General features: G+C 40.6%; 25 protein-coding genes, 2 rRNA genes and 2 pseudogenes. 10 read left to right on the top strand and 19 right to left on the bottom strand.

The window, feature by feature from the left end; genetic code table 11:
- Positions 1–370 precede the first annotated feature (370 nt).
- Positions 371–3264, top strand: a 23S ribosomal RNA gene (locus tag F944_RS15035).
- A 174-nt stretch (positions 3265–3438) separates the two neighbouring features.
- Positions 3439–3553 (top strand): 5S ribosomal RNA (gene rrf, locus F944_RS15040).
- A gap of 135 nt (positions 3554–3688) precedes the next feature.
- On the opposite strand, the gene F944_RS15045 is transcribed toward rrf, so the two are convergent.
- The 11 genes and pseudogenes from F944_RS15045 to rplM all read right to left on the bottom strand — a co-directional run bounded on the left by F944_RS15045 (position 3689) and on the right by rplM (position 10591).
- Positions 3689–4105 (bottom strand): roadblock/LC7 domain-containing protein, encoded by a 417-nt coding sequence (locus F944_RS15045; protein WP_004992382.1) that lies wholly within the window; start codon positions 4103–4105, stop codon positions 3689–3691.
- Between the two features lie 22 nt (positions 4106–4127).
- Positions 4128–4334: pseudogene (locus F944_RS17340) on the bottom strand (GTP-binding protein); the annotation flags it as partial.
- A 35-nt stretch (positions 4335–4369) separates the two neighbouring features.
- Positions 4370–5578: an IS256-like element ISAba26 family transposase gene (locus F944_RS15050; protein WP_004987597.1), complete on the bottom strand. Its 1209-nt coding sequence runs from the start codon at positions 5576–5578 to the stop codon at positions 4370–4372.
- A 76-nt stretch (positions 5579–5654) separates the two neighbouring features.
- Positions 5655–5996: pseudogene (locus tag F944_RS15055) on the bottom strand (GTP-binding protein); the annotation flags it as partial.
- A 9-nt stretch (positions 5997–6005) separates the two neighbouring features.
- Entirely contained in the window at positions 6006–6968 is a 963-nt protein-coding gene (locus F944_RS15060) for a hypothetical protein (RefSeq protein ID WP_004992385.1), read from the bottom strand.
- Positions 6969–7050: 82 nt separating this feature from the next.
- Entirely contained in the window at positions 7051–7410 is a 360-nt protein-coding gene (locus F944_RS15065; RefSeq protein ID WP_004992387.1) for a roadblock/LC7 domain-containing protein, read from the bottom strand.
- A gap of 390 nt (positions 7411–7800) precedes the next feature.
- Entirely contained in the window at positions 7801–8463 is a 663-nt protein-coding gene (locus F944_RS15070) for a hypothetical protein (protein ID WP_004992389.1), read from the bottom strand.
- Between the two features lie 16 nt (positions 8464–8479).
- Positions 8480–8914 (bottom strand): ClpXP protease specificity-enhancing factor, encoded by a 435-nt coding sequence (locus tag F944_RS15075; RefSeq protein WP_004992391.1) that lies wholly within the window; start codon positions 8912–8914, stop codon positions 8480–8482.
- Positions 8915–8925: 11 nt separating this feature from the next.
- Complete coding sequence (locus tag F944_RS15080) at positions 8926–9576, bottom strand: glutathione S-transferase N-terminal domain-containing protein (protein WP_004992392.1); 651 nt, start codon at positions 9574–9576, stop codon at positions 8926–8928.
- Positions 9577–9763: 187 nt separating this feature from the next.
- Positions 9764–10150 carry a 30S ribosomal protein S9 gene (rpsI, locus tag F944_RS15085; protein ID WP_004992397.1) on the bottom strand — a complete coding sequence of 129 codons (387 nt, stop codon included), beginning with the start codon at positions 10148–10150 and terminating at the stop codon, positions 9764–9766.
- Between the two features lie 12 nt (positions 10151–10162).
- The gene (rplM, locus tag F944_RS15090) at positions 10163–10591 is read right to left on the bottom strand and encodes a 50S ribosomal protein L13 (protein ID WP_004992400.1); all 429 of its coding nucleotides are present in this window, start codon (positions 10589–10591) and stop codon (positions 10163–10165) included.
- A gap of 182 nt (positions 10592–10773) precedes the next feature.
- Here rplM and pdxA point away from each other — a divergent pair, with 182 nt between their 5' ends.
- The 3 genes from pdxA to F944_RS15105 are packed head-to-tail and all read left to right on the top strand — an operon-like array spanning position 10774 to position 13429.
- Positions 10774–11745 carry a 4-hydroxythreonine-4-phosphate dehydrogenase PdxA gene (gene pdxA / locus F944_RS15095; protein ID WP_004992404.1) on the top strand — a complete coding sequence of 324 codons (972 nt, stop codon included), beginning with the start codon at positions 10774–10776 and terminating at the stop codon, positions 11743–11745.
- Positions 11746–11768: 23 nt separating this feature from the next.
- Positions 11769–12581, top strand: a complete 813-nt coding sequence (rsmA, locus tag F944_RS15100; protein ID WP_004992406.1) for a 16S rRNA (adenine(1518)-N(6)/adenine(1519)-N(6))-dimethyltransferase RsmA — start codon at positions 11769–11771, stop codon at positions 12579–12581.
- A 5-nt stretch (positions 12582–12586) separates the two neighbouring features.
- Entirely contained in the window at positions 12587–13429 is an 843-nt protein-coding gene (locus tag F944_RS15105) for a symmetrical bis(5'-nucleosyl)-tetraphosphatase (RefSeq protein ID WP_004992407.1), read from the top strand.
- A 53-nt stretch (positions 13430–13482) separates the two neighbouring features.
- On the opposite strand, the gene F944_RS15110 is transcribed toward F944_RS15105, so the two are convergent.
- The 5 genes from F944_RS15110 to F944_RS17345 all read right to left on the bottom strand — a co-directional run bounded on the left by F944_RS15110 (position 13483) and on the right by F944_RS17345 (position 16701).
- Positions 13483–13929: a DUF2147 domain-containing protein gene (locus F944_RS15110; protein ID WP_004992409.1), complete on the bottom strand. Its 447-nt coding sequence runs from the start codon at positions 13927–13929 to the stop codon at positions 13483–13485.
- Positions 13930–14041: 112 nt separating this feature from the next.
- Positions 14042–14716, bottom strand: a complete 675-nt coding sequence (locus F944_RS15115; RefSeq protein ID WP_004992412.1) for an LrgB family protein — start codon at positions 14714–14716, stop codon at positions 14042–14044.
- A gap of 11 nt (positions 14717–14727) precedes the next feature.
- Positions 14728–15099: a hypothetical protein gene (locus F944_RS15120; protein ID WP_004992414.1), complete on the bottom strand. Its 372-nt coding sequence runs from the start codon at positions 15097–15099 to the stop codon at positions 14728–14730.
- 44 nt (positions 15100–15143) lie between these two features.
- Positions 15144–16469 (bottom strand): ribosome rescue GTPase HflX, encoded by a 1326-nt coding sequence (gene hflX, locus F944_RS15125; RefSeq protein ID WP_004992416.1) that lies wholly within the window; start codon positions 16467–16469, stop codon positions 15144–15146.
- Between the two features lie 94 nt (positions 16470–16563).
- The gene (locus tag F944_RS17345; protein ID WP_227546612.1) at positions 16564–16701 is read right to left on the bottom strand and encodes a hypothetical protein; all 138 of its coding nucleotides are present in this window, start codon (positions 16699–16701) and stop codon (positions 16564–16566) included.
- Between the two features lie 170 nt (positions 16702–16871).
- Here F944_RS17345 and F944_RS15135 point away from each other — a divergent pair, with 170 nt between their 5' ends.
- Complete coding sequence (locus tag F944_RS15135) at positions 16872–17675, top strand: lysophospholipid acyltransferase family protein (RefSeq protein ID WP_004992421.1); 804 nt, start codon at positions 16872–16874, stop codon at positions 17673–17675.
- Between the two features lie 41 nt (positions 17676–17716).
- Here F944_RS15135 and F944_RS15140 read toward each other — a convergent pair whose 3' ends face one another.
- On the bottom strand, positions 17717–19258 hold the full coding sequence (locus F944_RS15140; protein ID WP_010588604.1) for a phospholipase D family protein: 1542 nt from the start codon (positions 19256–19258) through the stop codon (positions 17717–17719).
- 222 nt (positions 19259–19480) lie between these two features.
- On the opposite strand from F944_RS15140, the gene F944_RS15145 reads away from it, so the two are divergent.
- The gene (locus F944_RS15145; protein WP_004992431.1) at positions 19481–20491 is read left to right on the top strand and encodes a metallophosphoesterase; all 1011 of its coding nucleotides are present in this window, start codon (positions 19481–19483) and stop codon (positions 20489–20491) included.
- Positions 20492–20557: 66 nt separating this feature from the next.
- Here the strand turns inward: F944_RS15145 and F944_RS15150 are convergent, their stop codons facing one another.
- Both F944_RS15150 and trhA read right to left on the bottom strand, forming a co-directional pair.
- Entirely contained in the window at positions 20558–21874 is a 1317-nt protein-coding gene (locus tag F944_RS15150) for an MFS transporter (protein WP_004992432.1), read from the bottom strand.
- Positions 21875–22114: 240 nt separating this feature from the next.
- Positions 22115–22756 carry a PAQR family membrane homeostasis protein TrhA gene (gene trhA, locus F944_RS15155; RefSeq protein ID WP_004992433.1) on the bottom strand — a complete coding sequence of 214 codons (642 nt, stop codon included), beginning with the start codon at positions 22754–22756 and terminating at the stop codon, positions 22115–22117.
- 101 nt (positions 22757–22857) lie between these two features.
- Here trhA and F944_RS15160 point away from each other — a divergent pair, with 101 nt between their 5' ends.
- The 3 genes from F944_RS15160 (at position 22858) to F944_RS15170 (ending at position 25215) form a co-directional block, all read left to right on the top strand.
- Positions 22858–24084, top strand: coding sequence for a class I SAM-dependent methyltransferase (locus tag F944_RS15160; protein ID WP_004992436.1), 1227 nt, complete (start codon positions 22858–22860; stop codon positions 24082–24084).
- Positions 24085–24534 carry a GNAT family N-acetyltransferase gene (locus tag F944_RS15165; RefSeq protein WP_004992437.1) on the top strand — a complete coding sequence of 150 codons (450 nt, stop codon included), beginning with the start codon at positions 24085–24087 and terminating at the stop codon, positions 24532–24534.
- Positions 24535–24840: 306 nt separating this feature from the next.
- Positions 24841–25215, top strand: coding sequence for a glyoxalase superfamily protein (locus tag F944_RS15170; protein WP_004992439.1), 375 nt, complete (start codon positions 24841–24843; stop codon positions 25213–25215).
- Positions 25216–25218: the final 3 nt, after the last annotated feature.

Genomic DNA, 25218 nt, shown 5'->3' on the forward strand with positions numbered 1-25218 from the left:
ATGCTTCGCGCAGTATCTGATCGAACACGAAAGTGAAAGAAAAGATGGTTATAGAGATTAATAAATAAGAAGATTGCAGGATCTTGGTTTATTAACCTCTGTGATTAATCACAGTTTAATGTAGCTGACGAGGTTACATTAATTCATTAACAGATTGAGAATTGAGTCTGAAATAAATTGTTCACTCAATAACAAAGAGAGAAGAAGTCATTCTGATCTTAGAGTTAATTGAGAACTAGCAAATTAACTGAATCAAGCGTTTTGGTATATGAATTTAGATTGAAGCTGTACGGTGCTTAAGTGCACAGTACTTCAAACTGTAATGTTGGTAATACTACTTGTAGGTATTAACGACTGTTTGGGGTTGTATAGTCAAGTAATTAAGTGCATGTGGTGGATGCCTTGGCAGTCAGAGGCGAAGAAAGACGTGATAGCCTGCGAAAAGCTCCGGGGAGGCGGCAAATATCCATTGATCCGGAGATGTCTGAATGGGGGAACCCACCTACTATAAGGTAGGTATCAATAACTGAATACATAGGTTATTGAAGCGAACGAGGGGAAGTGAAACATCTCAGTACCCTTAGGAAAAGAAATCAATTGAGATTCCCTTAGTAGCGGCGAGCGAACGGGGATCAGCCCATTAAGTGATGTGTGTTTTAGCGGAACGCTCTGGGAAGTGCGACCGTAGAGGGTGATAGTCCCGTACACGAAAGGGCACACATCATGATGACGAGTAGGGCGAGGCACGTGAAACCTTGTCTGAATATGGGGGGACCATCCTCCAAGGCTAAATACTCCTGACTGACCGATAGTGAACCAGTACCGTGAGGGAAAGGCGAAAAGAACCCCTGTGAGGGGAGTGAAATAGATCCTGAAACCGCATGCATACAAGCAGTGGGAGCCGACTTGTTCGGTGACTGCGTACCTTTTGTATAATGGGTCAGCGACTTATATTCAGTAGCAAGGTTAACCGCATAGGGGAGCCGTAGAGAAATCGAGTCTTAATAGGGCGTTTAGTTGCTGGGTATAGACCCGAAACCAGGCGATCTATCCATGAGCAGGTTGAAGGTTGGGTAACACTAACTGGAGGACCGAACCCACTGTCGTTGAAAAGCCAGGGGATGACTTGTGGATAGGGGTGAAAGGCTAATCAAGCCTGGTGATAGCTGGTTCTCCCCGAAAGCTATTTAGGTAGCGCCTCGGACGAATACCATAGGGGGTAGAGCACTGTTTCGGCTAGGGGGTCATCCCGACTTACCAAACCGATGCAAACTCCGAATACCTATGAGTACTATCCGGGAGACAGACTGCGGGTGCTAACGTCCGTAGTCAAGAGGAAAACAATCCAGACCGCCAGCTAAGGCCCCAAAATCATAGTTAAGTGGGAAACGATGTGGGAAGGCATAGACAGCTAGGAGGTTGGCTTAGAAGCAGCCACCCTTTAAAGAAAGCGTAATAGCTCACTAGTCGAGTCGGCCTGCGCGGAAGATGTAACGGGGCTAAAACTATGTGCCGAAGCTGCGGATGTAACTTTAGAGTTACGTGGTAGGGGAGCGTTCTGTAAGCCGATGAAGGTGTGTTGAGAAGCATGCTGGAGGTATCAGAAGTGCGAATGCTGACGTGAGTAACGACAAAACGGGTGAAAAACCCGTTCGCCGAAAGACCAAGGGTTCCAGTCCAACGTTAATCGGGGCTGGGTGAGTCGACCCCTAAGGCGAGGCCGAAAGGCGTAGTCGATGGGAAATTGGTTAATATTCCAATACTTCTGTGTAATGCGATGAGAGGACGGAGAAGGTTAAGTCAGCCTGGCGTTGGTTGTCCAGGTGGAAGACAGTAGGCATGCATCTTAGGCAAATCCGGGGTGCTCTATGCTGAGAGTCGATATCAAGCTGTACTTGTACAGTGAAGTGGCTGATACCATACTTCCAAGAAAAGTCTCTAAGCTTCAGTTACACAGGAATCGTACCCGAAACCGACACAGGTGGTCAGGTCGAGTAGACCAAGGCGCTTGAGAGAACTCTGCTGAAGGAACTAGGCAAAATGGTACCGTAACTTCGGGAGAAGGTACGCTGCTGAGGGTGATGGGACTTGCTCCCTGAGCGCTTGGCAGCCGCAGAAACCAGGCCGCTGCAACTGTTTATTAAAAACATAGCACTCTGCAAACACGAAAGTGGACGTATAGGGTGTGATGCCTGCCCGGTGCTGGAAGGTTAATTGATGGGGTTAGCGTAAGCGAAGCTCTTGATCGAAGCCCCAGTAAACGGCGGCCGTAACTATAACGGTCCTAAGGTAGCGAAATTCCTTGTCGGGTAAGTTCCGACCTGCACGAATGGCATAATGATGGCGGCGCTGTCTCCAGCAGAGGCTCAGTGAAATCGAAATCGCTGTGAAGATGCAGTGTACCCGCGGCTAGACGGAAAGACCCCGTGAACCTTTACTGCAGCTTGACATTGAACTTTGACCTTACTTGTGTAGGATAGGTGGGAGGCTATGAAGATGTGACGCCAGTTACATTGGAGCCATCCTTGAAATACCACCCTGGTAATGTTGAGGTTCTAACTCTGCCCCGTAATCCGGGGCGAGGACCATGTCTGGTGGGTAGTTTGACTGGGGCGGTCTCCTCCTAAAGAGTAACGGAGGAGTACGAAGGTGCGCTCAGCGTGGTCGGAAATCACGCGTAGAGTATAAAGGCAAAAGCGCGCTTAACTGCGAGACCCACAAGTCGAGCAGGTACGAAAGTAGGTCTTAGTGATCCGGTGGTTCTGTATGGAAGGGCCATCGCTCAACGGATAAAAGGTACTCTGGGGATAACAGGCTGATACCGCCCAAGAGTTCATATCGACGGCGGTGTTTGGCACCTCGATGTCGGCTCATCTCATCCTGGGGCTGAAGCAGGTCCCAAGGGTATGGCTGTTCGCCATTTAAAGAGGTACGCGAGCTGGGTTTAGAACGTCGTGAGACAGTTCGGTCCCTATCTACCGTGGGCGCTGGAAATTTGAGAGGATCTGCTCCTAGTACGAGAGGACCAGAGTGGACGAACCTCTGGTGTACCGGTTGTGACGCCAGTCGCATCGCCGGGTAGCTATGTTCGGAAGGGATAACCGCTGAAAGCATCTAAGCGGGAAGCCTACCTCAAGATAAGATTTCCCTGTGACTATATGTCACCTAAAGAGCCGTTCAAGACTAGGACGTTGATAGGTTGGATGTGGAAGCATAGTGATATGTGAAGCTGACCAATACTAATTGCTCGTGAGGCTTGACTATACAACACCCAAACAGTTGTTGTATTCAAGATAAATTCAATACAAAACTTGATTTAGTCAATAAACTAGTTACAATACCGACTCAATTTCCAATCCGTTAATAACTCTTTGGTTTGTAAGTAAGGCATACATTATTAAGTAATGTGAATAAGACCCCAAAGCACCACAACAGTTTGCTGGCGACAATAGCAAGAGTGAACCACCTGATCCCTTCCCGAACTCAGAAGTGAAACCTCTTCGCGCTGATGGTAGTGTGGCGTTAGCCATGTGAGAGTAAGTCATCGCCAGCTTTTAAATCTAAGGCACCCCCTGATCAAAAGATCAGGGGGTGCTTTTTATAAATAGAATAAATGCAATATATAGAAAATCAAGAACTTAAGTAGTATTAAAAAGCTGATAAATAAAGTTATATATTCGGAAATTAATTAACTTTCTTGCTTAATAATATTTTGACTTGCTTTTTTTAAGCTAAAAAGGAGTTGTCCAAGGAGTACGTCTTTACTACTCAGCGTCACGATAATCATTGGATGTTGGGCTGAAGGTACTGAGGTTAAGACAGCTTTACCATTTTCTGCATCTAAAGTAATACTTTGACATCCAATGAGCTGTATTTCTTTAAGAAAAGCACACACCATTGCTAAAATAGAGCTACTAACAGCGGCTAGTTTGCTTGCATTGTAATGATTTTTTTTAGTGATCGTTGTGAGTTCAAAGCCATCAGTAGAGCAGAGCATAATAAAATCGATTCCGCGCACGTTATTAATAATATCTTGAACTTCATTCTTTGCGTATTGAATAAGCTCAGGAGGAGCAATTCTTCGTTGTTCTTTTAAAGTAAACATGGCTATTACCTCAAATTTAGTTTCAGCTTGTTAGGTTGTAATTGACTTCTAATGATGCGATAAGTGATTCGACTATCAATAATATGTGATCAGTTTTACGTGCATCAATAAAAAATAGTGGATAAGAATATTGGTTTTGTTTTAGCCAGTCACGATAGATAGAAAGTGGTGTTTCTTTGTTTTGATCGACATGGGTAATGCCAATAGCAATATTATTGTTTTGGGACTTGGAGCCTGTAAATTATTTTGTGTAAGTTCTATTTTTTATAAATGATCTTTTAATCGATCATCGAACTGAATCGTAAACCAATTCATTGCTAAACGCCAATTTTGAATTGGCATTGTCCATTTCTTAGCAGCATTGGTTGTTGCTAAGTAAATGACTTTTTTGACTGAATCATCTGACGAGAAGATCTTTCGCTTCTTGGTTGAATGGCGAATTACGCTATTCAACGATTCAATTGCATTGGTTGTATAAATCGCATGACGTATTTCAGCTGGATAGCTAAATATTGTACGGATATTTTCCCAATTGGCTCTCCAGGATTCTCCAATTTTCGGATATTGATGATTCCATTGATCACAGAAGATATCTAGAGATTTTAAGGCATTTTCTTCTGTACTTGCTTGATAGATCGCTTTTAGACCAGCTGTAACAGCCTTGTAGTCTTTCCAGCTTACAAATCTCAGGCTATTGCGTACAACATGCACGATACACAGCTGAATGTCCGTATGAGGATAAACAGAGGCAATGGCATCAGGAAAGCCTTTTAACCCATCTACACAGGCAACAAGAATGTCCTGTACCCCTCGATTTTTGAGTTCTGTCATGACGGATAGCCAGAATTTGGCACCCTCTGTCTGAGCAATCCACATACCGAGTAATTCTTTTTGCCCATCCATATTGATGCCCAAAGCAAGGTATACAGACTTGTTAATCACATTGGAGTGTTGACGGACTTTTACAACAATACAGTCGAGATAGACGACTGGATACAGACTATCTAATGCTCTATTTTGCCACTCAGTCACTTGCTCAATCACAGCATCGGTCACTTTGCTTATAAGTGATGCTGAGACATCTGCATCGTACATTTCTTTGAAAAATGCGACAATTTCTCTATTGGTCATTCCTTTGGCATACAGGGAAAGAATTTGGTCATCCATACTGGTAATGCGTGTTTGATGTTTTTTGATAATTTGTGGCTCAAATGAACCTTCCCGATCACGTGGAATATCTAAAGCCAATTGCCCATCTTGAGTTGAAACAGTTTTTGAGCTAAAACCATTTCGGCTATTTGAGCCTTTTTTCGGCTGATGCTTTTCATAACCAAGATGATCTGAAAGCTCTGTATTGAGTGCAGTTTCGATCATGAACTTTTTAAATATGGCGGTCATTTGGTTTAAGTCTTCTGGTGTTTTTAGACCCTTAGCCAATTCAGCAGCCATACTTTTGATTGTTGCTTCATCCATGTGAAGTACCTTTTGTAATTATCCTCTGAAGGATAAATGAAAATTAAGTACTTACACAAAATTTAGAACAGTCCCGGGACTTGAAGCTTTCTAAATAAGCTTCGAGTTCTTCTAAAGGTGCTTCAACTGAGTGATCAATGAGTAAAATGACTCCAATCGCGCCCTCACAAATAACAGTCCAGATGAAATCAAAACGGGTTTGACCTGGTGTTCCGTATAGCCCAATTTTTACGCCATCTTCGAGTGTAATCTCGCCATAATCAATACCTACGGTTGTTTGTTGTTTTTCATGTGCTGCTTGATCAGTGTTGAAAGCTTCTGTAGCTAATACAGGAATTTCCGACAGTGATTTTATAGCTTCGGTTTTACCTGCTCCCATGCTCCCTGCAAAAACAATTTTATATTGCTGTAAGATCATATATCTTCCTTATATTCCAAAGCTGCGGCGCAATTTACCGAAAAATTTGTTTAAAAAACTGTGGTTTTCATCATCTTGAGTACTCAAATGCTGTGAAAATTTACTTTGTGTTGCCGCAATTTCATTTCCATTATCAGATGCAATACAAGCCGCTATAAATTGTTTCACGGTGTGAAGTGGTAGGCTAAGTTGTTTTGCGATTTCAGTGAGTTCAGCGCCTTGAATAAAGCATGCACTCAGTCGTAATATATTTTTTTGATTTTTTGTGCTGAAAGGCTGTGGCCAGTAATCTAATTGATAAAATTGGATATCATCTGCCAAAGTGTGTAGTTCGTGAGAATTCCAAACGAGGTTCCATAACCAATTTTCTAACAGATATTCAGACTTGCGTGAAACTTTGACAAAATCAGCGGTCATTGCAAAATCATATTGGAAGCTATGATTAGTCCGGGTGGTGGTTCGAGTCGGCTCTAACCAAGCAATTTGACTTCGTGTATCAATGATTGCCAATGTTCCATGATCATCAAATAAATGTAAACGCGCATTTTGAGGATTGAGCATGTGTTTAAAAGTTGACGGTTTTAATATTGAAGTGCTTTGCTCAGTTAGGTTTGTCTTAAATCCTTCATCATCTGATAAATAATTTAATAATCTTAAATGTATCCACTGTTTGAGTGGTTCAATTTTATGATTAAAAGGTAAATACAAAGTATTATTATTGATATCACCCGATAAATTATGGTTTTTTACGATTTTTAAAAATGGAAATATTTTACTTTTTAGAATTTTTTGAATGCTATCAGTTTCAAAAAAAGATTCATTAATGAGAAGTAAATCAATATTAGGATCGGCCGCATTTATCCAGTTAATACCATATTGGTCTGGAATAGCATTTCTTAATTCTATTTTTAATTCATCTGAACTTTTTAATCCTAAGCCAGAAATTGCAATATTAATGCAGTGTCCATTCATAATATCTTTTTGTATCTCAACGTTGGACAGTACAAAATTAATAGCCCTTAAGTCATTTGATTGATTAAAGGGCTAATGATCATTAAGCAAAATCGAGTTCTTTCTCAAACGTTTTTAGTTCATGGCGGGCCATCGCTAAATTAGATTTTGAGCGATCCAAAACTAGATATAAGAAGATATTGCTATTGCTCTCTAAAGGGCGAATAAGATGATATTGCTTACCTAGTGTGATTAATATATCTTCAATTTCATCATTGAGCTTGAGTGCATTTGCAACGCGTCGCTTAGCACGGACAACTTCAGTGTTGCCTGCTGCTGCAAGTTCTAAATCAATATTACCCCCACCTTGAGTCGCTAGCGCTAAACCGCTTTCAGTATCAACTAATGCCGCAGCATTGAAACCATCAATACTGGTTAATCCATCAAGTGATAATTTCGCCATATTTTTACCTATTTATTAAGATATGATTATTTATAATTTCTACTACTCCTGATTTTTATTCAGAGTGAAATAGTAGGAGTTTTTTATTATTCAAAAGTGCCTTGGCTAAATCAATAGTACATATACTAGAACCTGTAATGATGAGTCTTTTAATTGATTAGAATAGCCAAGTTAAATTGTGAAAAATGTATTTTTAAATGCATATTGATCATTTAAACGTGATTTTTATCGCATTAAATTTGATCAAAAAAGCTAAAATTACAAGTGTAACAAATTATATTTTTTAGAAATAATAAATGTGATGAAGTGACATTATTTGTTAACTATAAGGTAAATAAAAAATAAGAGAGTATATACTCTCTTATTTTTAAATAGTCTTTTTAATCTGTCTTAATGAATCAAGTTGGAATATTGGCAATATAAAAAAACCAAAATTGCCAAAGCCACTATTGGCGCCACTATTTTAGACCATGCAGGAATAGGTAATTCCTGAATTTCAATCGTGGTATGGTGATTTGTTTCAATGGGTTGTTGTGCGGTATGGACCATTTGATTAAACTCCTTCATGGTTTCATCTAATGATAGCTCTTCTGAAACTTGAGGTTTAGTTCCAATGAGTTCTGTGAGTTGATTTGTTGACCAAACCCAATCATCAGCCTGTCCAGATAAATGCTCAATTTGACCTGCCAATAGTTCTTTTAACCCAGTGGGACCAAAATTTCCTGTATCATCGAGTTGTTTAATCTCAGAAAATTGTAGTTCCAAAATCTCCATCAACGCCTGTTCTTGCTCTTTAGGGGTTAATTCTGATTGATTGTTTGAGGAGGTAACAAGATGACGAGCAATCTCTTGTAGGTACAAGGGATCAATTCTATGAATTTCTTGGTAAAGTTTATTTTCATCTTCACGCCAGAGTTGAATCAATTTTCCCAAAACCAAGGCATTGAGTTCAAAAATATAATGGCTACGCTTTTCACGTGAATATTGTGAAAATAGCTGAGGCTTTTGAATTTCAGTCTGCTCAGCAAAATAATGTACTAAATCAAAAGCCATCGGATACTCCGTAAATTTAATCTAATAATCGTAAACTTGGTTTTTTCTTAGGTGTTTCAGATTCAACTTGGGCTTGAGTATTTGATTTTAAAGTATCTTCTGTCGTTTGCACATTGGCATATTCGTCAGGGTCGAAGAATAATCCTTGTCCATTTTCACGTGCATAAATTCCCAATAAAGCAGAAATAGGGACATAAATATCACGAGCAACACCGCCAAAACGAGCAGAGAAGCTAACTGCATCGTTACTCATTTGAAATTGATGAACTGCATGAGGGGCAATATTCAAAACAATCTGTCCATCTTTAACAAATTGTTCTGGAACGGAAGTATACGGCTGAGTCGCATCAACCAATAAATAAGGCGTGAGTTGGTTATCACAAATCCATTCATAAATTGCGCGTGCCATATATGGGCGGGTAGGGCTTAAATTTATTTCCTGATTTGACATGATAAACTCACTTAACGATTTACTAAGGCACTATAGCGCGTTTTTTCCTGCTGTGTCATGGATTTAACAAAAGCAGGACGACTAAACACACGATTACAATAGAGTAATAAAGGACGAGATTGTTGAGGCGATAATGCAATTCCCATACTTTGCAGCCTGAGAAACATGGGAGCAATCATGCAGTCCAAAATTCCAAAGTTTTCCGACATAAAGTAAGGAAAATGTTGAAACAATGGAGCAAGTGAAATTAAAGTATCTTTAAATTCTTTTTGAGTTTTGGCTTTTTGTGTAAGATCCAGAGTATCCGCATGTTTGAGCATGATATCAGCTTGCTTAAACCAGTCCTGCTCAAAACGCCAGATATATTGGCGTTGTTCTGCCCGAGTACTTGGCGCATCGGCATACAGCTTATTTTGTCGATAACGATCGTCAATATATTCTGAAATAATTGCAGTCGAAAATAGTTTTAAATCATTTTCTAGTAGCATCGGCAGTTGATTATAGGGATTTAAGCTCGCGAGGTCTTCATCTTCATGATCTACTAAAATTAAGTGATGTTTGATTTGTTTTTCTGCGAGTAAAAATCGTATCCAGTGTGAGCGAAAATCATCTGCATGACTATAAAGCGTAATTCCTTGAAGCGATGCATTTTCGACAGACATATCTCAAAAAACTAAAAAACTGGATGGTGTAGGATACTAAAAATACATCTAAAAAGATAATACCCCGTTAAATAAGTTTGAGCATTCGCTTGGCATCTAGCGAGTATTGTAAAGGGCAATAAGTAAAAAATTTTAGATAAAGAAAAACCCCAGAATATCTGGGGTTTTGTCCAACTCGAAAAACGTATTAACGTTTAGAGAATTGAGGACGTTTACGTGCTTTACGTAAACCAAGTTTTTTACGTTCAACTTCACGTGCATCACGAGTAACGAAGCCCGCTTGACGAAGAACTGGTTTTAAAGTTTCGTCAGATGCGATCAAGGCACGAGTAATACCGTGACGGATAGCACCAGCTTGACCACCGATACCACCACCTTTAACAGTGATGTAAAGGTCGTACTTTTCAGTTGCTTCTAACAACTCAAGTGGTTGACGAACAACCATTTGAGCAGTTTCACGACCGAAATATTGCTCTAAAGTACGGTTGTTAATCACGAGTTTACCAGTACCAGCTGATAAGAAAACACGTGCAGTTGCGGTCTTACGGCGACCTGTACCATAATTAGTTGCCATGTGCTTTATCCCTTAGATGTCCAAAACTTGTGGCTGTTGAGCAGTATGAGGATGCTCGCTACCAGCATACACTTTCATCTTCTTGATCATTGCATAACCAAGAGGACCTTTTGGCAACATGCCTTTCACAGCGCGTTGGAAGATTTCTTCAGGTTTGTGAGCAACTAATTTTTCGAAATTAGTTTCTTTTAAACCGCCTGGGAATTCAGTGTGGCGATAGTATTTTTTATCAAGTGCTTTGTTACCAGTCACTTGAACTTGTTCAGCATTGATCACAACGATGTAGTCACCGGTGTCAACGTGAGGTGTATAAGAAGTCTTGTGCTTACCGCGTAAACGACGAGCGATTTCAGTCGCAAGACGACCTAAAGTTTTGCCAGAAGCATCAACAACGTACCAGTCGTGTTGTACTTCAGCAGGCTTAGCGCTGAGAGTTTTCATTACTACTACCTATTATAGTTGGTTTGGACGGTGGAATCTGCCCAAACAAAAGGAGACGAGATTCTAAACGAATCCATCAGCTTTCACAAGAAATAATCGATTTTAAACCACATTATTTTACCCGACGAAACGCTAAAATTGAATATACTGCAATGGATGAAAATTGATACGAGCGCGATTTGATGGCACGTCCTTTATATATTACCAGTGGTGAACCTGCGGGAATTGGTCCAGACATTTGTTTAAGCCTTGCTGAACGTTTGGATCAACGACCGCTTGTGGTTCTGGTCGATCAGGATTTAATGCGTCAACGTGCCCAGCAATTAGGAATTGAGGTTGAACTGATTGAGTATCATGGCCAACCTAACTCTTGTGAAAAAGGTCAGCTTTATATCGAACATGTTGCTTTACATGTTCCCGTTATTGCAGGGGAATTAAATTTCCAAAATGCAGCTTATGTGATTGAGCAATTAAGGCGTTCTGCTGAATATGCCATGACGGGGAAAAGTGTAGGAGTAGCAACTGCACCTGTACAAAAATCAGTGATCAATGATGCAGGCATTGCTTTTAGCGGACATACTGAGTTTTATCAGGAATTTGCAGGCGTTGCCCGTGTGGTGATGATGCTAGCAACCAAAACACTTCGAGTGGCTTTAGCCACTACACACTTGCCCTTACGTGCTGTTGCAGATGCGATTACAGCTGAACGGTTACATCAGGTGATTGATATTTTAGTGCATGATCTGAAAACTAAATTTAAGATTGCGCAGCCACGAATTTTAGTCTGTGGTTTGAATCCGCATGCGGGTGAAGATGGTTATTTAGGTCGGGAAGAAATTGAAGTGATTAATCCTGTCCTTGAATGCTATCGTCACAACGGAGTAAACATGAGTTTGTGTCTGCCTGCGGACACTTTATTTACCCCTGAACATTTAAAAGATGCCGATGCGGTCTTGGCGATGTATCACGATCAGGGCTTACCTGTGTTAAAATCACAGGGCTTTGGTGAAGCCATTAACATTACGCTAGGTTTACCATTTATTCGCACCTCAGTCGATCATGGTACGGCACTGTCCTTGGCTGGTACAGGTTTAGCCAAAAGCTCAAGTTTGCAAGTTGCGGTTGATCTGGCGCTAGATCTGGCGCGTCAATAATTGATTTCTGTTGGAACGTTTTTATGTATCAAATTAATGCCCTAAACCCTAAAGAAGAAGGGCATAAAGCTCGTAAACGGTTTGGTCAAAACTTCTTGCATGATCAGCGTGTGATTGCCAAAATTGTACGCTCAGTGAACCCTCGACCAGGTGAGAATATTGTCGAAATTGGGCCAGGTCTGGCTGCTCTTACCTCGCCATTGATTGGCGAGTGTGATGCACTGACTGTGGTCGAACTAGACCGAGATTTGGCAGCAGGTTTACCCGAGCGTGTACCGCATCCAGAACGTTTAACGATTGTTGAAGCAGACGCACTCAAGTACGATTTTAGCCAATTAGCACAGGATGGTCGTCCGCTACGCGTGGTTGGTAACTTGCCTTATAATATTTCAACACCTTTATTATTCCACCTCTTAGAATTTGGCGATAAAGTCAAAGATATGCACTTTATGCTGCAAAAAGAAGTGGTAGAACGAATCACAGCAGCTCCTAATAGCAAAGAGTATGGTCGTTTGTCGGTGATGATTCAGTATTATTGTCAGCCAACATTTTTATTTGAAGTCCCTGCCGGGGCATTTAATCCGCCACCAAAAGTCACCAGCGCTGTATTTCGCTTAGTCCCTTATCTTGAGAAACCGATTGTGGCTCAAGATGAAAAAGCCTTATCGCGGTTGGTTGCACACGTATTTACCCAACGCCGTAAAACCTTACGCAACAGTTTGAAAGGAATGCTGAGTGAAGATGGTTTTGAGCAAGCGGGTGTTGATCCGATGGCACGCCCTGAAACTTTAACGCTGGCGCAGTTTGTGGCGTTATCTGATCATATGGTTGGCTAATTAAGATGTCGAAACGTTATAACTATGTGATTGGTGATGTACAAGGCTGTTTTGAAGCATTAAAAGCCTTGCTCAAGGAAATACGTTTTGATCCTGATCAAGATGTGATCTGGTTTGCAGGCGACTTAGTCGCACGTGGAGAAAACTCGGTCGGCACTTTACGCTTTGTCAAAAAATTAGCAGAGCGTGGTGCAGCTTATACCGTGCTAGGAAATCATGATTTAACTTTAATTGCGACTGCGCGTGGCTTTAAAAAAAACAAAGCGAAGGATAACACGCAGCAAGTTTTCGATGCGATTGATGGAGATGAACTAATTGATTGGTTACGTCGTCAGCCGTTGTGTTTATTTCCAAATGATCAAACGATTTTGACGCATGCTGGCATTCCCTGTATTTGGACGGCTGAAAAAACTGATCAATTGGCCAAAGAAGTACAAGCGCAGGTTGCAAGTGATGATTTACACCAACTGGATGCATTTTTGGCAGAGATGTACGGTGAAGAGCCAACTTTGTGGTCAGATGATTTGATGGGTATGTCGCGTCTGCGTGCGATTACTAATTATTTGACTCGGATGCGTCTAAGCAATGCCGAAGGTCGTTTGGAATTTAGTTTTAAGGATGAGCTTTCTGCCCCCATGCCTGAAGGCTTTCGTCCGTGGTTTGAGTTTGATAGTTTAGCTGCACAGACACATCAAATTGTATTTGGCCATTGGGCAGCGCTACAAGGACGAAGAGTGAATTCTCAAATCCAGAATGTTGATGGGGGCGCGGTGTGGGGTAATCAGTTGATGGCTTATCGACTTGAAGATCAACAGCTTTTTCAGGTGGATAATCCATTCATTCACTAAAAATAGAAAAGTCACCATTTGGTGACTTTTTTATAATTGCAACTACGCTTTTTTTATTCCTGACGAATCCAAATTTGGGTACGACCCAATGCTGAAACGCCCACGTAACCGCGGAGTTGTAAGCGTTTGCCATTAGGACTTAATTTGGCTTTCATACTATAAATTTTACCGCTTAAAGGATCGATAATTTTACCGCCTTTGTAATCTAAATCTTTATCATGCTGAAGGCCAGTTAAAACATCCAGACCTAAAATTGGTTTATTGGTGTAAGGCGGCGGGCAGTTGACGCAAGTTTCTTTAGGCGTATAACCCGGACGCGGTGTAACCTTAATAATTTTACCAATATAAGCCCCATTTGAGTCTTTGCGAATTTCAATCAGGGCTTTGGATGAACCTGTTTTATCATCAATATTTTGCCAGATACCAGAAATGTCTTGTGCAAAAACCAGACTGCTCAACCCCGACAATAATACCGCTGCTGCTAATTTTAGCTTTCGCATCTTTTAAATTCCTTTTTTGCGTAACCAGATAACTTTTTATGTCATAAATGACAACTACTCCAATCTTAGGTGGAATTTGGCTGCTATTCAATGCCTATTTTTGTTTGACAAGTCACAGATTTTGCAGAGAAAGTATAAAGGTTGGCAACCAGATTGCTGTGAATACACCATTAATGGCCATGCCAAAAGCTGCATAACGACCAGCCACTGCACCCCGTTGCCATGCCTGCGCAGTTCCAATGGCATGTGCAGCTAAACCTAAAGCCAGACCCGACGCGCGTTCATCATTAATATGTCGCAAAATAAGCGGAGAAAATGCAGCACCAATCACCCCCGATAAAATCACAATTAATGTCACTAGAGTCAATGGAGCATGTAATAAAGTCGCGATATTTAAAGCAATTGGAGTGGTAACCGCACGTGTGGCAAAAGCTAAAATGGTGGGTTCGGACATGTGAAGTAAGTATGCAAGTCCCATCGGTAGAGCAACTGCGCTGGTGCTGGCAAAAATTAGAATACCAATCATGGATTTAAGCGGTAGATCATCGTAGCGCATAGCTGCTAATGGAATCGCAAGCGCGACCGTGACATAGCCCAATAAATGACTAAATAAATTATTCACATGGCTCATGTATTGCTCATAGGGCATACCGATAACAGCCAAAATCGCGACGACAATACACATACCAAACACCAAAAGTGGTACTTGAGGTAAACGTTTGTTCAAGGGTTTAGCACAGAGATAAGCCACCAGCGTGATTAAAAAACCATAAAGAACGGTTAACATGTCTTATCTCCCTAAAGCCAACGTTTTGCCATTTTGGCGTAAATCCAGAGTGGAATCAGGGTGCTGATGACCAGTACCAATAAAAATAAGGGAATTTCTTTGCCCATATGTACTAGCATCATCAATGAGCCTGCACAAATGGGTAAAAAAGCAAATCCACTTTCTTTCATGATTTTATTGTTGGTATCGACCAGACGATTTGGAACCTTTTTAAACTTACGCCAGATAAACAATACAATCAAAAGGCTAATCAGTCCGACCAAGTTGCCTAATTCGGGATGATGAAATGCGCCCATAATCAGCACAGCGCCCTCTCGAAATACAATGATTAGCGCAATGGTGGCCAGCCATGCCAACCAGTCGATTTGTTTTAACCTGTCCATGTTGCTCATCTATTTATCATTTGAATATTCACGTTTTAACCGATCTAGGATTTGATTTCAAATTCTTCGAGTGGTCTTTTGAATTGATTGGCACGTTCACCCAGAATATCTTGAAGCGGTAAATGCGCTTGTCGAATCAGTTGCTCAAGTTTATGTGGAGCAATCGAAACCTTTAAATGTAGATTTCCCTCATCATCATAATGTTCGCTTTGGGTGACATTTAGTGCATAAAGTTGAGTCCGCAATTTGCCATACGCAGGTTTTAGGATGAGTTCAAAATTTTGTAATTGCCCCATTAAGCATTCTTGTACGGCTTGTTTGAGGAGGTCTAGTCCTTGTCCTGAATGTGCAGATACATAAACTCGATCAGGTAAATGCGGTTCAGCATATATAATTTTGGCTTCATCACCGCTTAAATCAATTTTGTTATATACCCTCAAAACAGGTTCATCTGCGCCAATTTCTTTAAGTACACCTTCTACCGCTTCAATCTGTTCATGCATATCAGGGCTGTGACTATCAATTACATGCAGTAAAAGTGTGGCTTCAAGGGTTTCTTCCAAGGTGGCTTTAAATGACTCTACCAAGTCGTGTTGCAGGTCACGAACGAAACCGACCGTATCGGCAAGGACAACGGTGCCAATGCCATCCCAGTCTAAACGCCGCAATGTTGGATCAAGCGTGGCAAACAACTGGTCGGCAGCATAAACATCGCTATTGGCTAAGATGTTGAACAGGGTTGATTTGCCCGCGTTGGTATAACCGACCAAAGATACCGTGGGAATTGCCGCTTTTTGCCTTGCTGCACGACCCTGCATACGGGTGTGTTGGACTTTGACCAGTTTATCTTTGAGTTGACTAATACGCACTTTGATCAAGCGGCGATCCGTTTCAAGTTGCGTTTCACCCGGACCTTTGAGTCCAATTCCGCCTTTTTGTTGCTCAAAGCCTGCTGCCCAACCGCGAATCAACCGTGTCGATAAATACTTCAGCTGTGCCAGTTCGACTTGTAATTTTCCTTCATGCGTGCGGGCACGTTGTGCAAAGATATCCAGAATCAATCCTGTGCGGTCAATGACGCGACACTTCATGATTTTTTCCAGATTGCGCTCTTGAGCAGGAGAAAGTGAATGATCGAAGATCACGAGTTCAGCATCTACATGCTCTACAAGCTGGGCAATTTCCTCAGCTTTACCTGAGCCAACAAAAAACTTGGGATCGGGCTTATTGCGCTGAACGGTCAGATGTTCAAGTATTGTCGCGCCTGCGGATTGGGCAAGTAGACGAAACTCTTCAACATCCAGATCATCAAGCATATTGACAGCTACACTGACCAGAATGACGCGTTCCCTTTGTTGTACTTGTCCCAAACCGTCTTCCACAGATCACCAAATTCGTTTAACTAAAATGTCCTGCTAAGATAACCCGAGCAGGCATTTGAATCTAGTTTTATAGCCAAAAGGACTAGATTAAACTGTTAAATGCTTGGGCAGTGAGAATCATGGCCCCTGCATATAAAACTGACCAACCCAGAATCTGACGTAACATGGTGGTCATTGAACCTGTAGAATATTGATGTTGTTTCACGGGAGTAGTATGCATAACATGGCTCCTTTGATCTTTAATTTCGATAGTTAAATAATAATCAATCGCAATAATAAATAAAAATTGAATTTTTAAATGTTCATGTTCGGTTTTTATCATCAATACAAGCCCATCAAGTTCAGTATAAAATAGGTCGAAATTGCAATTTAAACAAAAATGATATTTTTATGGCTCAAACGAAATCAGCGACTTCAAAGAACTTAACTCCAGTAGAAAAAGTTTTTTTATATAGTAAAAAATTGGCCACAGGTCTGGGAGTGATTGGTGAAGGCTTTTATTTGGTCTATCGTCATCGACTCTATAAAAATCCAAATAATCCAATGAATACCCGTTATGTGCAGTACTTTTGTCGTCAATTGTGCAAAGTTTTTAATATTGAGGTTGAAGTACACGGCACAATTCCACGGAATCCATCATTGTGGGTGAGTAACCATATTTCTTGGCTGGATGTTGCAGTATTAGGTTCTGGTGCGAGAGTCTTCTTTTTGGCGAAAGCTGAAATTGAAAAATGGCCAGTACTCGGACAACTCGCGAAGGGCGGTGGCACCTTATTTATTAAACGTGGTTCAGGAGATTCGATTCGGATTCGTGAACAAATCGCAGATTTTTTACGAAAAGACATTCCCGTTTTATTCTTTCCAGAAGCCACAACGACAGATGGAAAAAGTATTAAACGAGTGCATGGCCGTATTTTGGGAGCCGCAATAGAAGCACAGCGTCCAGTACAAGTCTGTTTGATTTGTTATGTGAATCAACAAGGTGAGTTAGATACGGTGGCACCATTTATTGGCGAAATGACTTTTGCAGAACATGTACAACAAGTTTTGGAAATGCCGAAAGTCACCGCACATTTATTAACTTTGCCTGAAATTGAGGTACAAGGTCATACGGTGAGCAGTTTAACCGCCGAAGTTCAGCAAAAAATGGAACAAGGTTTAAAAGAGCTACATGCGAAAGTGTTAAATCATTGATCAAGTAATGCAAGCTTGGAGGATTTATAAGCGATTTAACATCACATAAATCCTTCAATCGGAAGCCATGACAACATTTTGACGCCTGCACGTTGCCACCATTTCATACGAGGTTCTTTTTTATAAATTTTAGTGCTATTCGGCATTTGGCGATACCAATTGATATTATGATTGGCATCCAGCACCAGTTTATACGCATAATGAGTCAATTGTTGATCCATGGTTTGGTGAATACTTTTCGCTAAACTCGGACTATTTAAAATGACGCCGATTTCGGTATTTAAATAGGCTGAACGTGGATCGAAATTAAAAGAACCGATAAACACTTGTTTTTGATCGAGTGTCATCATTTTGGCATGTAGGCTTGAATTGCTCAGACCTTTTAGACTAATTTTAGCTTCTTTGGCTAATTCGCGAGTATCTTTATTCAACTCCTCTTCATCCAGCGTGGGCAAAAACTCATAAAGCTGGACGCCATTTTCCAGTAATTCCTTACGATATTTACCATAAAAGGCATGTACGATCGAGACGTCATTGGCTTTAAAAGAATTGGTTAATACCCGAACCTGTACGCCATTTTGTGCCAATTCACTTAAATGTTTGGCGCCCTGTTTTTCAGGTACGAAATAGGCAGAAACTAAATCAACATTTTCTTCTGGTTTTTGCAGATTCTTAATCAGTTGAAAGTTTAAATGCTGTTCCTTTTTGGCTTTACCACGAATTTTATCAGGTGAGTCTTTAACCACTTTCGCCTGAACCCAATCAAACTGGATATTACTATTAAACCATTGGTCAAAGGCATGTGATCGTGCAGCCAAGTTCAGATAGTTTTGTACATTTGCCAGTTCGTAATGTTCATCAAGCTGACGTTTTAGTTCCGGATAGCGTAAATAATGCGTTTTAGCATTGACGATATTAATCACAGAGTAGGCATATTTATCATTCCAGTAATCATCAAAAGAATGAACAATATCATCTACAGCCGAGCCAACCAACATGACATCGACATCGGAAAATTGATAATTATCACTGCTGTTATAGTATTGATTGGTCATGTTGCGGCCCCCAATCAGCGCAATCTGATCATCAGCAATAAAGCTTTTATTATGCATGCGCCGATTAATGCGCTTTAAGTCGAGTACCATATCGATGGCACGAAACTTACGGAAGCGATAGGGGTTAAACAGTTTGACTTCTATATTCTGATGCTGTGACAATGCCAGTAAAACCGCTTCCATTTGTTTGGCATTGTTATCATCTATCAATAAACGTACTTTGACGCCACGATCCGCAGCCCGAATAATGGCATGTAAGGCTAAAGCGCCAACACGGTCGTTGTCCCAGATATAGTATTGTAGATCCAGACTTTTTTCGGCTTTATCTATCAACTTTAGACGTGCAGTAAGCGCTTCAAGTGGATCATAAAGCAGGTGATAACCTGTCAGCCCTGGATTTTGCTGGCGTAGAGGTTCTACGACTTTGGCAAGCGTGGTGTGTGAGGTATCGACTTGGCTTGCTAACTGAATGACCTCATGACCAGGTTTGGGCAGCGTATTGCATCCGCTTAAACTCAATACCAGCATACAACTGACGCCAAGCAAAAAGTGCCTACTTATTTGCTTTTTTGCAGTAAAATTAGGGTATTGTGTAGCTAAGCGGAATGTTTTTGCCATAGTGTATGCATCAATAATGTGGCCTAGAGTATAATTCTTGATTAGCCAAAGATAAATAACTGAAACAAAATCACTCATCCTGATGAGTCTTTCAGTGTTTAAGATGCTATTTAAGATCATTTGAGAATAGCTATGTGGGATTTTAATTCGATTATTTTTTATTTCTATCTGATTTTTGTTGTTCTCGCAATCTGGGCTGTTTCTCAGGCTTGGCGCAGTCAAGCTTGTACCGAAACCATTCACCCATTTAAGGCCTTTGTACATTTATTGGTTTTTTATTTATCTTACTTACTGTTTCCCTTAATTGTTTTTAGTGTTTATGCGGGATGGTCAGGTTATTTTTCATTACATCAAAGCATTTTCATTTTTCTGTTGAGCTTATTTCTGACTTATGCACGTTTTATCGAGCCGCATTTGGTGCATGTGCGTCAGCATCAGTATCGTTTAAACCCCGATCAACCGTTTACAAAATCGGTTAAAGTGGCTTTGATTGCCGATTTACATGTGGGTTTATATTCGGGTCATGAGCGTCAATTACGCATTATTGTCGAAAAATTGAATCAGGCACAGCCTGATATTGTGGTGGTGGCAGGGGACTGGACTTATGAACCTGAACATAAATTGGCTGAAGAATTACAGGTATTACGCCAGATACAAGCGCCCGTGTACTCTGTACCCGGTAATCATGATGAACAATATCCCGGCCCGCCGATTCAGGAATTGCTCAAACATGCCTTGGATGTAAATGAGGTGATCGATATCGAAGGGCAAATTGTGGAGTTTGATGAATTTCGTCTGATTGGTATTGGCGACTTATGGGCAGGTAAAACGGATATGCGTTTTATGCCTGAATTACCGCAGGATAAACCGTGGCTGATTTTATCGCACAATCCTGATACGGTGGATATGGTGCCTGAGCTTCCTTTACGCCCTTTAATGCTTTCGGGACACACGCATGGCGGGCAAGTTGAGCTGCCGTGGTTGACCAATTACATCATGAAAAAAGTGTCGATTTTGGGACATAAAAAAGGCTTTTATGAGCATGAACATGCCGATGTTTTTGTCACCGTAGGTACAGGCATGGTCGGTGTGCCTTTTCGATTTCGTGTGCCACCCACGATTGATATTATTGAGTTGATTTAAGAAATTTTTCTTCAATGCGTTAAATTAAAAAAAACCAGCAAGTGCTGGTTTTTTCATCAAATTGGTTTAAATCTGATTATTCACATCTTCGTTTTTAGTTTCACGGATGAGCAAAAACGCAATCAATGATAAAATAGACGCTGCTGTTAAATAATAACCGACTGCCTGTAAACCATAAGTTTCAGCTAACTTGGTGGCAATCAAGGGTGCAAAAGATGCGCCTAGAATACCTGCAAGGTTAAAAGTCAAAGCTGAGCCTGTATAACGGACTGAGGTTGGGAATAACTCTGAAAGTACGGTTCCAATTGGACCATAAGTGAGTCCCATAATCGACAAGCCAATGCATAGGAACAAAAATACGACTAGGGTATTGCCTGATGCAAGCAGATCAGAAAAGAACAAACCAAAGATAGCAGCAGCGATACAAACCCCAATCGATGTGGCTTTACGACCAAATTTTTCAGCAAAAATTGCAGAAAGTGGAATAAAAGCAGCAAAACACAAGGTTGCAAATAATTGCATTTCTAGAAACTGTCCACGTGCATAACCAAGATGAGTGGTTCCCCAGTTCAAGGCAAATACAGTGGTTAAGTAGAAAACAACAAAGGTACATACCGCACCAATCGTTCCCAGTACCAGTTGTTTGGTATGCTTGGTGACGACTTCGGTAAATGGTATATTCACTTCTTTTTGCTTATCCAACACTTTTTGGAAAGCAGGGGTTTCGTGTAGTTTTAAACGAATATATAAACCCACCAGTACCAAGATTGCACTGGCAATAAATGGAATACGCCATCCCCACTGCATAAACGCTTCATCTGGCATTAATGCGCCAAGCGTTAGAAATGAACCCGCCGCTAAAATAAAACCAATCGGCGCGCCAAGTTGCGGGAACATACCATACCATGCACGTTTACCTTCTGGCGCATTTTCAGTTGCGAGGAGTACAGCACCGCTCCATTCACCACCTAAACCTAAGCCCTGACCCAAACGGCAAAGCGCAAGCAATAATGGCGCAACAATACCAATTTGAGCATACGTAGGTAATAACCCAATACAGACGGTCGAGATTCCCATCGTGAGCAAGGCAGCAACCAATGTGGCTTTACGACCAATACGATCCCCTAAATGTCCAAAGAGTGCAGCACCAATCGGGCGAGCAATAAAGGCAATCGCAAAAGTGGCTAGGGACTGTAACATCGCAGCACTGCCACTGCTTGCAGGGAAAAACAAATGCGGAAAAATCAGGACTGCCGCTGTGGCATAAATATAAAAGTCAAAAAACTCGATCGTTGTTCCAACGAGACTCGCAGTTAAGACACGGAATTTTGAGTTACTGGCAACAGCAGGTGCTGTGGTTGCAGAGGTAGAGGATGACGCCATAAAGGAACCTTACACTTCGTAAAAATAAAAAAATTTGTTTTTAAAAGCGTAATCTTTTTAAAAAAGGCGTAATTTCTTAAAAAAATAACGAGTAGTAGATTTCTTTCATAACTATATAACTATTTAGTTAGACGCTCTTTATTTTTCTCCCTCAAGGAGAATAAAAAAGGACTGATGAAAGAAATCGAATCTAAATATTCAATACCAATCAGGGTCGCTGAACATAGTATTCAAAATAGACTAGATGACGTACCAATAGATCGCAAGGAATTGTAATCCCGCGCCCATCAATACAAAAACATGCCAGATTGCATGGGTATATCTTACCTTTTTTAGCGCATAAAACAATGCTCCGATCGTATAAGCTAACCCGCCAGTCACTAAAAAAATCAGTGCGTCTTTACTCAAATATCTTTGCATATCATCAATAAGTAACACAGCTGTCCAACCCATCAGCAAATAGGCAATCAGGGAAATTTTTTGAAAACGATGAATGAAAATTAATTTGAAAAGTGTCCCAATGAAGGCGATCACCCAGAGTGCAATCAGGAGATAGTGTGCTTTGGCCGTTGGAATAGCAATACTTAAAAAAGGGGTGTATGTCCCTGCGATGAGATAATAAATCGCAGTATGATCCAGTTTTTTATACCAATGTCGTTTTTCTTTGGTTTTGGCAAAATGATACAGCGCAGAACTACTAAACACTAAAATTAGGCTGAAACAATACGCCCATAAGCCCACCAATTGACCTGTACTGAGATCATGTGCCTTGATCAATAAAAAAAACGAAGCCATAATTGCCAGTACAGCACCAGCAGCATGGCTCCATGCATTGAGCTGTTCTTCCAGAGGATCATAATCAAGTACAGGAAACTGAGACATTTTTAGATCATTTTATTAAAAGTACAAGTGTATAGTAATTCAATTTTGTTTTTAAAGTAAGACGTTTTAAACTAGAGCGGCAAATAAATAAGGTTTTTACTATGTCCGCTTTGGCAACCCATTCTCCTCAAGAGCAGCAGTTCCTTGAATTGATACAACAAACGATTCAAAGTCAGCAGTTTGAACGACTGATTATGAGTCAATATCAAGGTACAGAGACAGAGCTTGAGAAAATTACCTTCCGAATGGTTGAGTTACAGCAAAAAACGAAATTAAGTGCGCTATATCATTATAAAACTAAAGACGTGACAAAAAATTATGAGTTAAAAGAATCACTTGATGTGATTGAGAAACTTGTACATTTATGCAAGCAAGCCAATTTGTTTGCGCACAATGTTGAAGCTCAATTGAAAAAAAATAAGAAAAAAGCATTGCTGAATATTCAACAACACACGAAACCGAGTCTGGAGAATTCGAAACCGACTCAGCAACATAATCGTGAAAAAGAGCGATATGTTGATCAGGCCAGTCCATTTTTACAGTATTTAGGAATTACAGAGGCCAATGGAAAAATTATTCCTGCGATGGCGCGTAAATGGAAACAAATTAATAAATTTATTGAAATTTTTTCACATGCTTACGAGCAAATTGATATAAAAAAAGATCAGATTAATATTGTCGATTTTGGTTCAGGCAAGGGCTATCTGACCTTTGCTTTATACGATTATTTGCAGCAGCAAACAGCGACTCAGCCTGTCGTTACAGGCGTTGAATTGCGCTCTAATCTGGTCGAGTTTTGTGAGGATATTGCTAAACGGTCAGGTTTTCATCATCTTGATTTTTTTGAAGGGGATGTCAGAACTTATCAGACCGAGCAGCTTGATGTCATGATTGCTTTACATGCCTGTGATATTGCAACAGATTTTGCGATTCATACCGGCATTCGTTTAAATGCTTCGATGATCATGTGCGCGCCGTGTTGTCATAAAGAATTAAGACCACAGTTGCACAGTCCATCAGTGTTAAAACCGATGTTACAGTTTGGTATTCATGCAGGTCAACAAGCTGAAATGCTGACCGATACTTTACGTGCTTTATTGCTCAAAGCCTATGGATATGACGTAAAAGTGTTTGAGTTTGTATCTTTAGAGCATACCAGTAAAAATAAAATGATTCTGGCGACTAAGCGTAAAGAGATTGACCAACCAGATGTTCAGGTTTTGCAGCAGATTCAGGCATTAAAACAGATGTATGGCATTGAAAAACAGACATTGGAATTGCTCTTAAATGACCAGATCGCAATTGAGAATGTTGGGTGTAAATGTTAAATGATGGATAAAACTACGCTGGATCTGCAACTTGATATTCAAATAGGTGATTGGAATAGCTTGCAACCCGATGCCAAACTGATTCGGAGCTCGGTGTTTGTTGAAGAACAACACATTCCCGAGGCGGAAGAATGGGACGCTCATGATGCAATCTCGCAGCATTTCGTCGTGTATCATGATGCTCAAGCGATTGCGACAGCACGATTACTGCAAAATCGGAGTATTGGGCGAGTGGCCGTTCTAAAGCCTTATCGGGGCTTTAATATTGGATATAAGCTGATGCAAGCCATCATTGTTCATGCGCAAAAACAAAATTTGCCTGATTTAAAACTCTCTGCACAGGTATATGCAACGGGTTTTTATGAGCGTTTAGGTTTTTGTCAACGCGGTGATATTTATGATGATTGTGGTATTCCTCATATTGAAATGTTTTTATCTTTAGATGATTAACCCTTAATATTCAGGTTTTGGTAGCATTTCGTGCAAAAATAAGATTTGATATGAATCTAAAAATCAGTCGTTTTCAATTACTATGAGAACTGTGGTTGAGGTGTTAAAAAGACTTCTTTCATCATTGCTTAAACCCTGTTTGTTTTTCTCCCATAGGGAGAAATAAAGGGAATTTACGAAAGAAGTCTAAAGTTTAAATGTTTTCGAATAGGCAGTAGGCTTGTCGCCAAAAGACTACGGTATTTACAGCAGCGTAAATCCAAAGATAAAGAAATACTTCAAAATACAAACTGAATTGAGAAAAAAATGAATCAAAACCAGAATATTATTCCTGTGTTACGCATTTTTGATGTGGAAAAGGCCAAAGCTTTTTATCTTGATTTTTTGGGTTTCCAACTAGATTGGACGCATCAATTTGAGGAGAACTTTCCGCTTTATATGCAAATTTCTAAAGATCAATATTGCTTACATTTAACTGAACATTATGGTGATTGTAGTCCAGGTGCATTGGTACGGTTGCACTTAGTGGAATTAGAACAATTTGCTCAACAACTCTTAGATCAAAATGCCCGATTTGCCAAACCCCAGCTTGAAACCATGCCGTGGGGAAATTTAGAATTATCGATTCGTGATCCCTTTTCAAATCGTTTAGTGTTTTGGAAAGATCAGGCAGAAACCTGATCT

This window comes from Acinetobacter ursingii DSM 16037 = CIP 107286 (assembly GCF_000368825.1).
Lineage (GTDB): Bacteria > Pseudomonadota > Gammaproteobacteria > Pseudomonadales > Moraxellaceae > Acinetobacter > Acinetobacter ursingii.

Coding starts and splice junctions, on each gene's coding strand:
- F944_RS15060 (WP_004992385.1), bottom strand. CDS start 6,968: ATGAATGGACACTGCATTAATATTGCAATTTCTGGCTTAGGATTAAAA.
- trhA (WP_004992433.1), bottom strand. CDS start 22,756: ATGTCTCAGTTTCCTGTACTTGATTATGATCCTCTGGAAGAACAGCTC.
- rsmA (WP_004992406.1), top strand. CDS start 11,769: ATGTATCAAATTAATGCCCTAAACCCTAAAGAAGAAGGGCATAAAGCT.
- F944_RS15165 (WP_004992437.1), top strand. CDS start 24,085: ATGATGGATAAAACTACGCTGGATCTGCAACTTGATATTCAAATAGGT.
- F944_RS15075 (WP_004992391.1), bottom strand. CDS start 8,914: ATGTCAAATCAGGAAATAAATTTAAGCCCTACCCGCCCATATATGGCA.
- F944_RS15145 (WP_004992431.1), top strand. CDS start 19,481: ATGTGGGATTTTAATTCGATTATTTTTTATTTCTATCTGATTTTTGTT.
- F944_RS15065 (WP_004992387.1), bottom strand. CDS start 7,410: ATGGCGAAATTATCACTTGATGGATTAACCAGTATTGATGGTTTCAAT.
- F944_RS17345 (WP_227546612.1), bottom strand. CDS start 16,701: ATGCATACTACTCCCGTGAAACAACATCAATATTCTACAGGTTCAATG.
- F944_RS15115 (WP_004992412.1), bottom strand. CDS start 14,716: ATGTTAACCGTTCTTTATGGTTTTTTAATCACGCTGGTGGCTTATCTC.
- F944_RS15045 (WP_004992382.1), bottom strand. CDS start 4,105: ATGTTTACTTTAAAAGAACAACGAAGAATTGCTCCTCCTGAGCTTATT.
- F944_RS15070 (WP_004992389.1), bottom strand. CDS start 8,463: ATGGCTTTTGATTTAGTACATTATTTTGCTGAGCAGACTGAAATTCAA.
- F944_RS15080 (WP_004992392.1), bottom strand. CDS start 9,576: ATGTCTGTCGAAAATGCATCGCTTCAAGGAATTACGCTTTATAGTCAT.
- F944_RS15170 (WP_004992439.1), top strand. CDS start 24,841: ATGAATCAAAACCAGAATATTATTCCTGTGTTACGCATTTTTGATGTG.
- F944_RS15160 (WP_004992436.1), top strand. CDS start 22,858: ATGTCCGCTTTGGCAACCCATTCTCCTCAAGAGCAGCAGTTCCTTGAA.
- rpsI (WP_004992397.1), bottom strand. CDS start 10,150: ATGGCAACTAATTATGGTACAGGTCGCCGTAAGACCGCAACTGCACGT.
- F944_RS15105 (WP_004992407.1), top strand. CDS start 12,587: ATGTCGAAACGTTATAACTATGTGATTGGTGATGTACAAGGCTGTTTT.
- F944_RS15150 (WP_004992432.1), bottom strand. CDS start 21,874: ATGGCGTCATCCTCTACCTCTGCAACCACAGCACCTGCTGTTGCCAGT.
- pdxA (WP_004992404.1), top strand. CDS start 10,774: ATGGCACGTCCTTTATATATTACCAGTGGTGAACCTGCGGGAATTGGT.
- F944_RS15110 (WP_004992409.1), bottom strand. CDS start 13,929: ATGCGAAAGCTAAAATTAGCAGCAGCGGTATTATTGTCGGGGTTGAGC.
- F944_RS15050 (WP_004987597.1), bottom strand. CDS start 5,578: ATGGATGAAGCAACAATCAAAAGTATGGCTGCTGAATTGGCTAAGGGT.
- F944_RS15140 (WP_010588604.1), bottom strand. CDS start 19,258: ATGCTGGTATTGAGTTTAAGCGGATGCAATACGCTGCCCAAACCTGGT.
- rplM (WP_004992400.1), bottom strand. CDS start 10,591: ATGAAAACTCTCAGCGCTAAGCCTGCTGAAGTACAACACGACTGGTAC.
- F944_RS15135 (WP_004992421.1), top strand. CDS start 16,872: ATGGCTCAAACGAAATCAGCGACTTCAAAGAACTTAACTCCAGTAGAA.
- F944_RS15120 (WP_004992414.1), bottom strand. CDS start 15,099: ATGGACAGGTTAAAACAAATCGACTGGTTGGCATGGCTGGCCACCATT.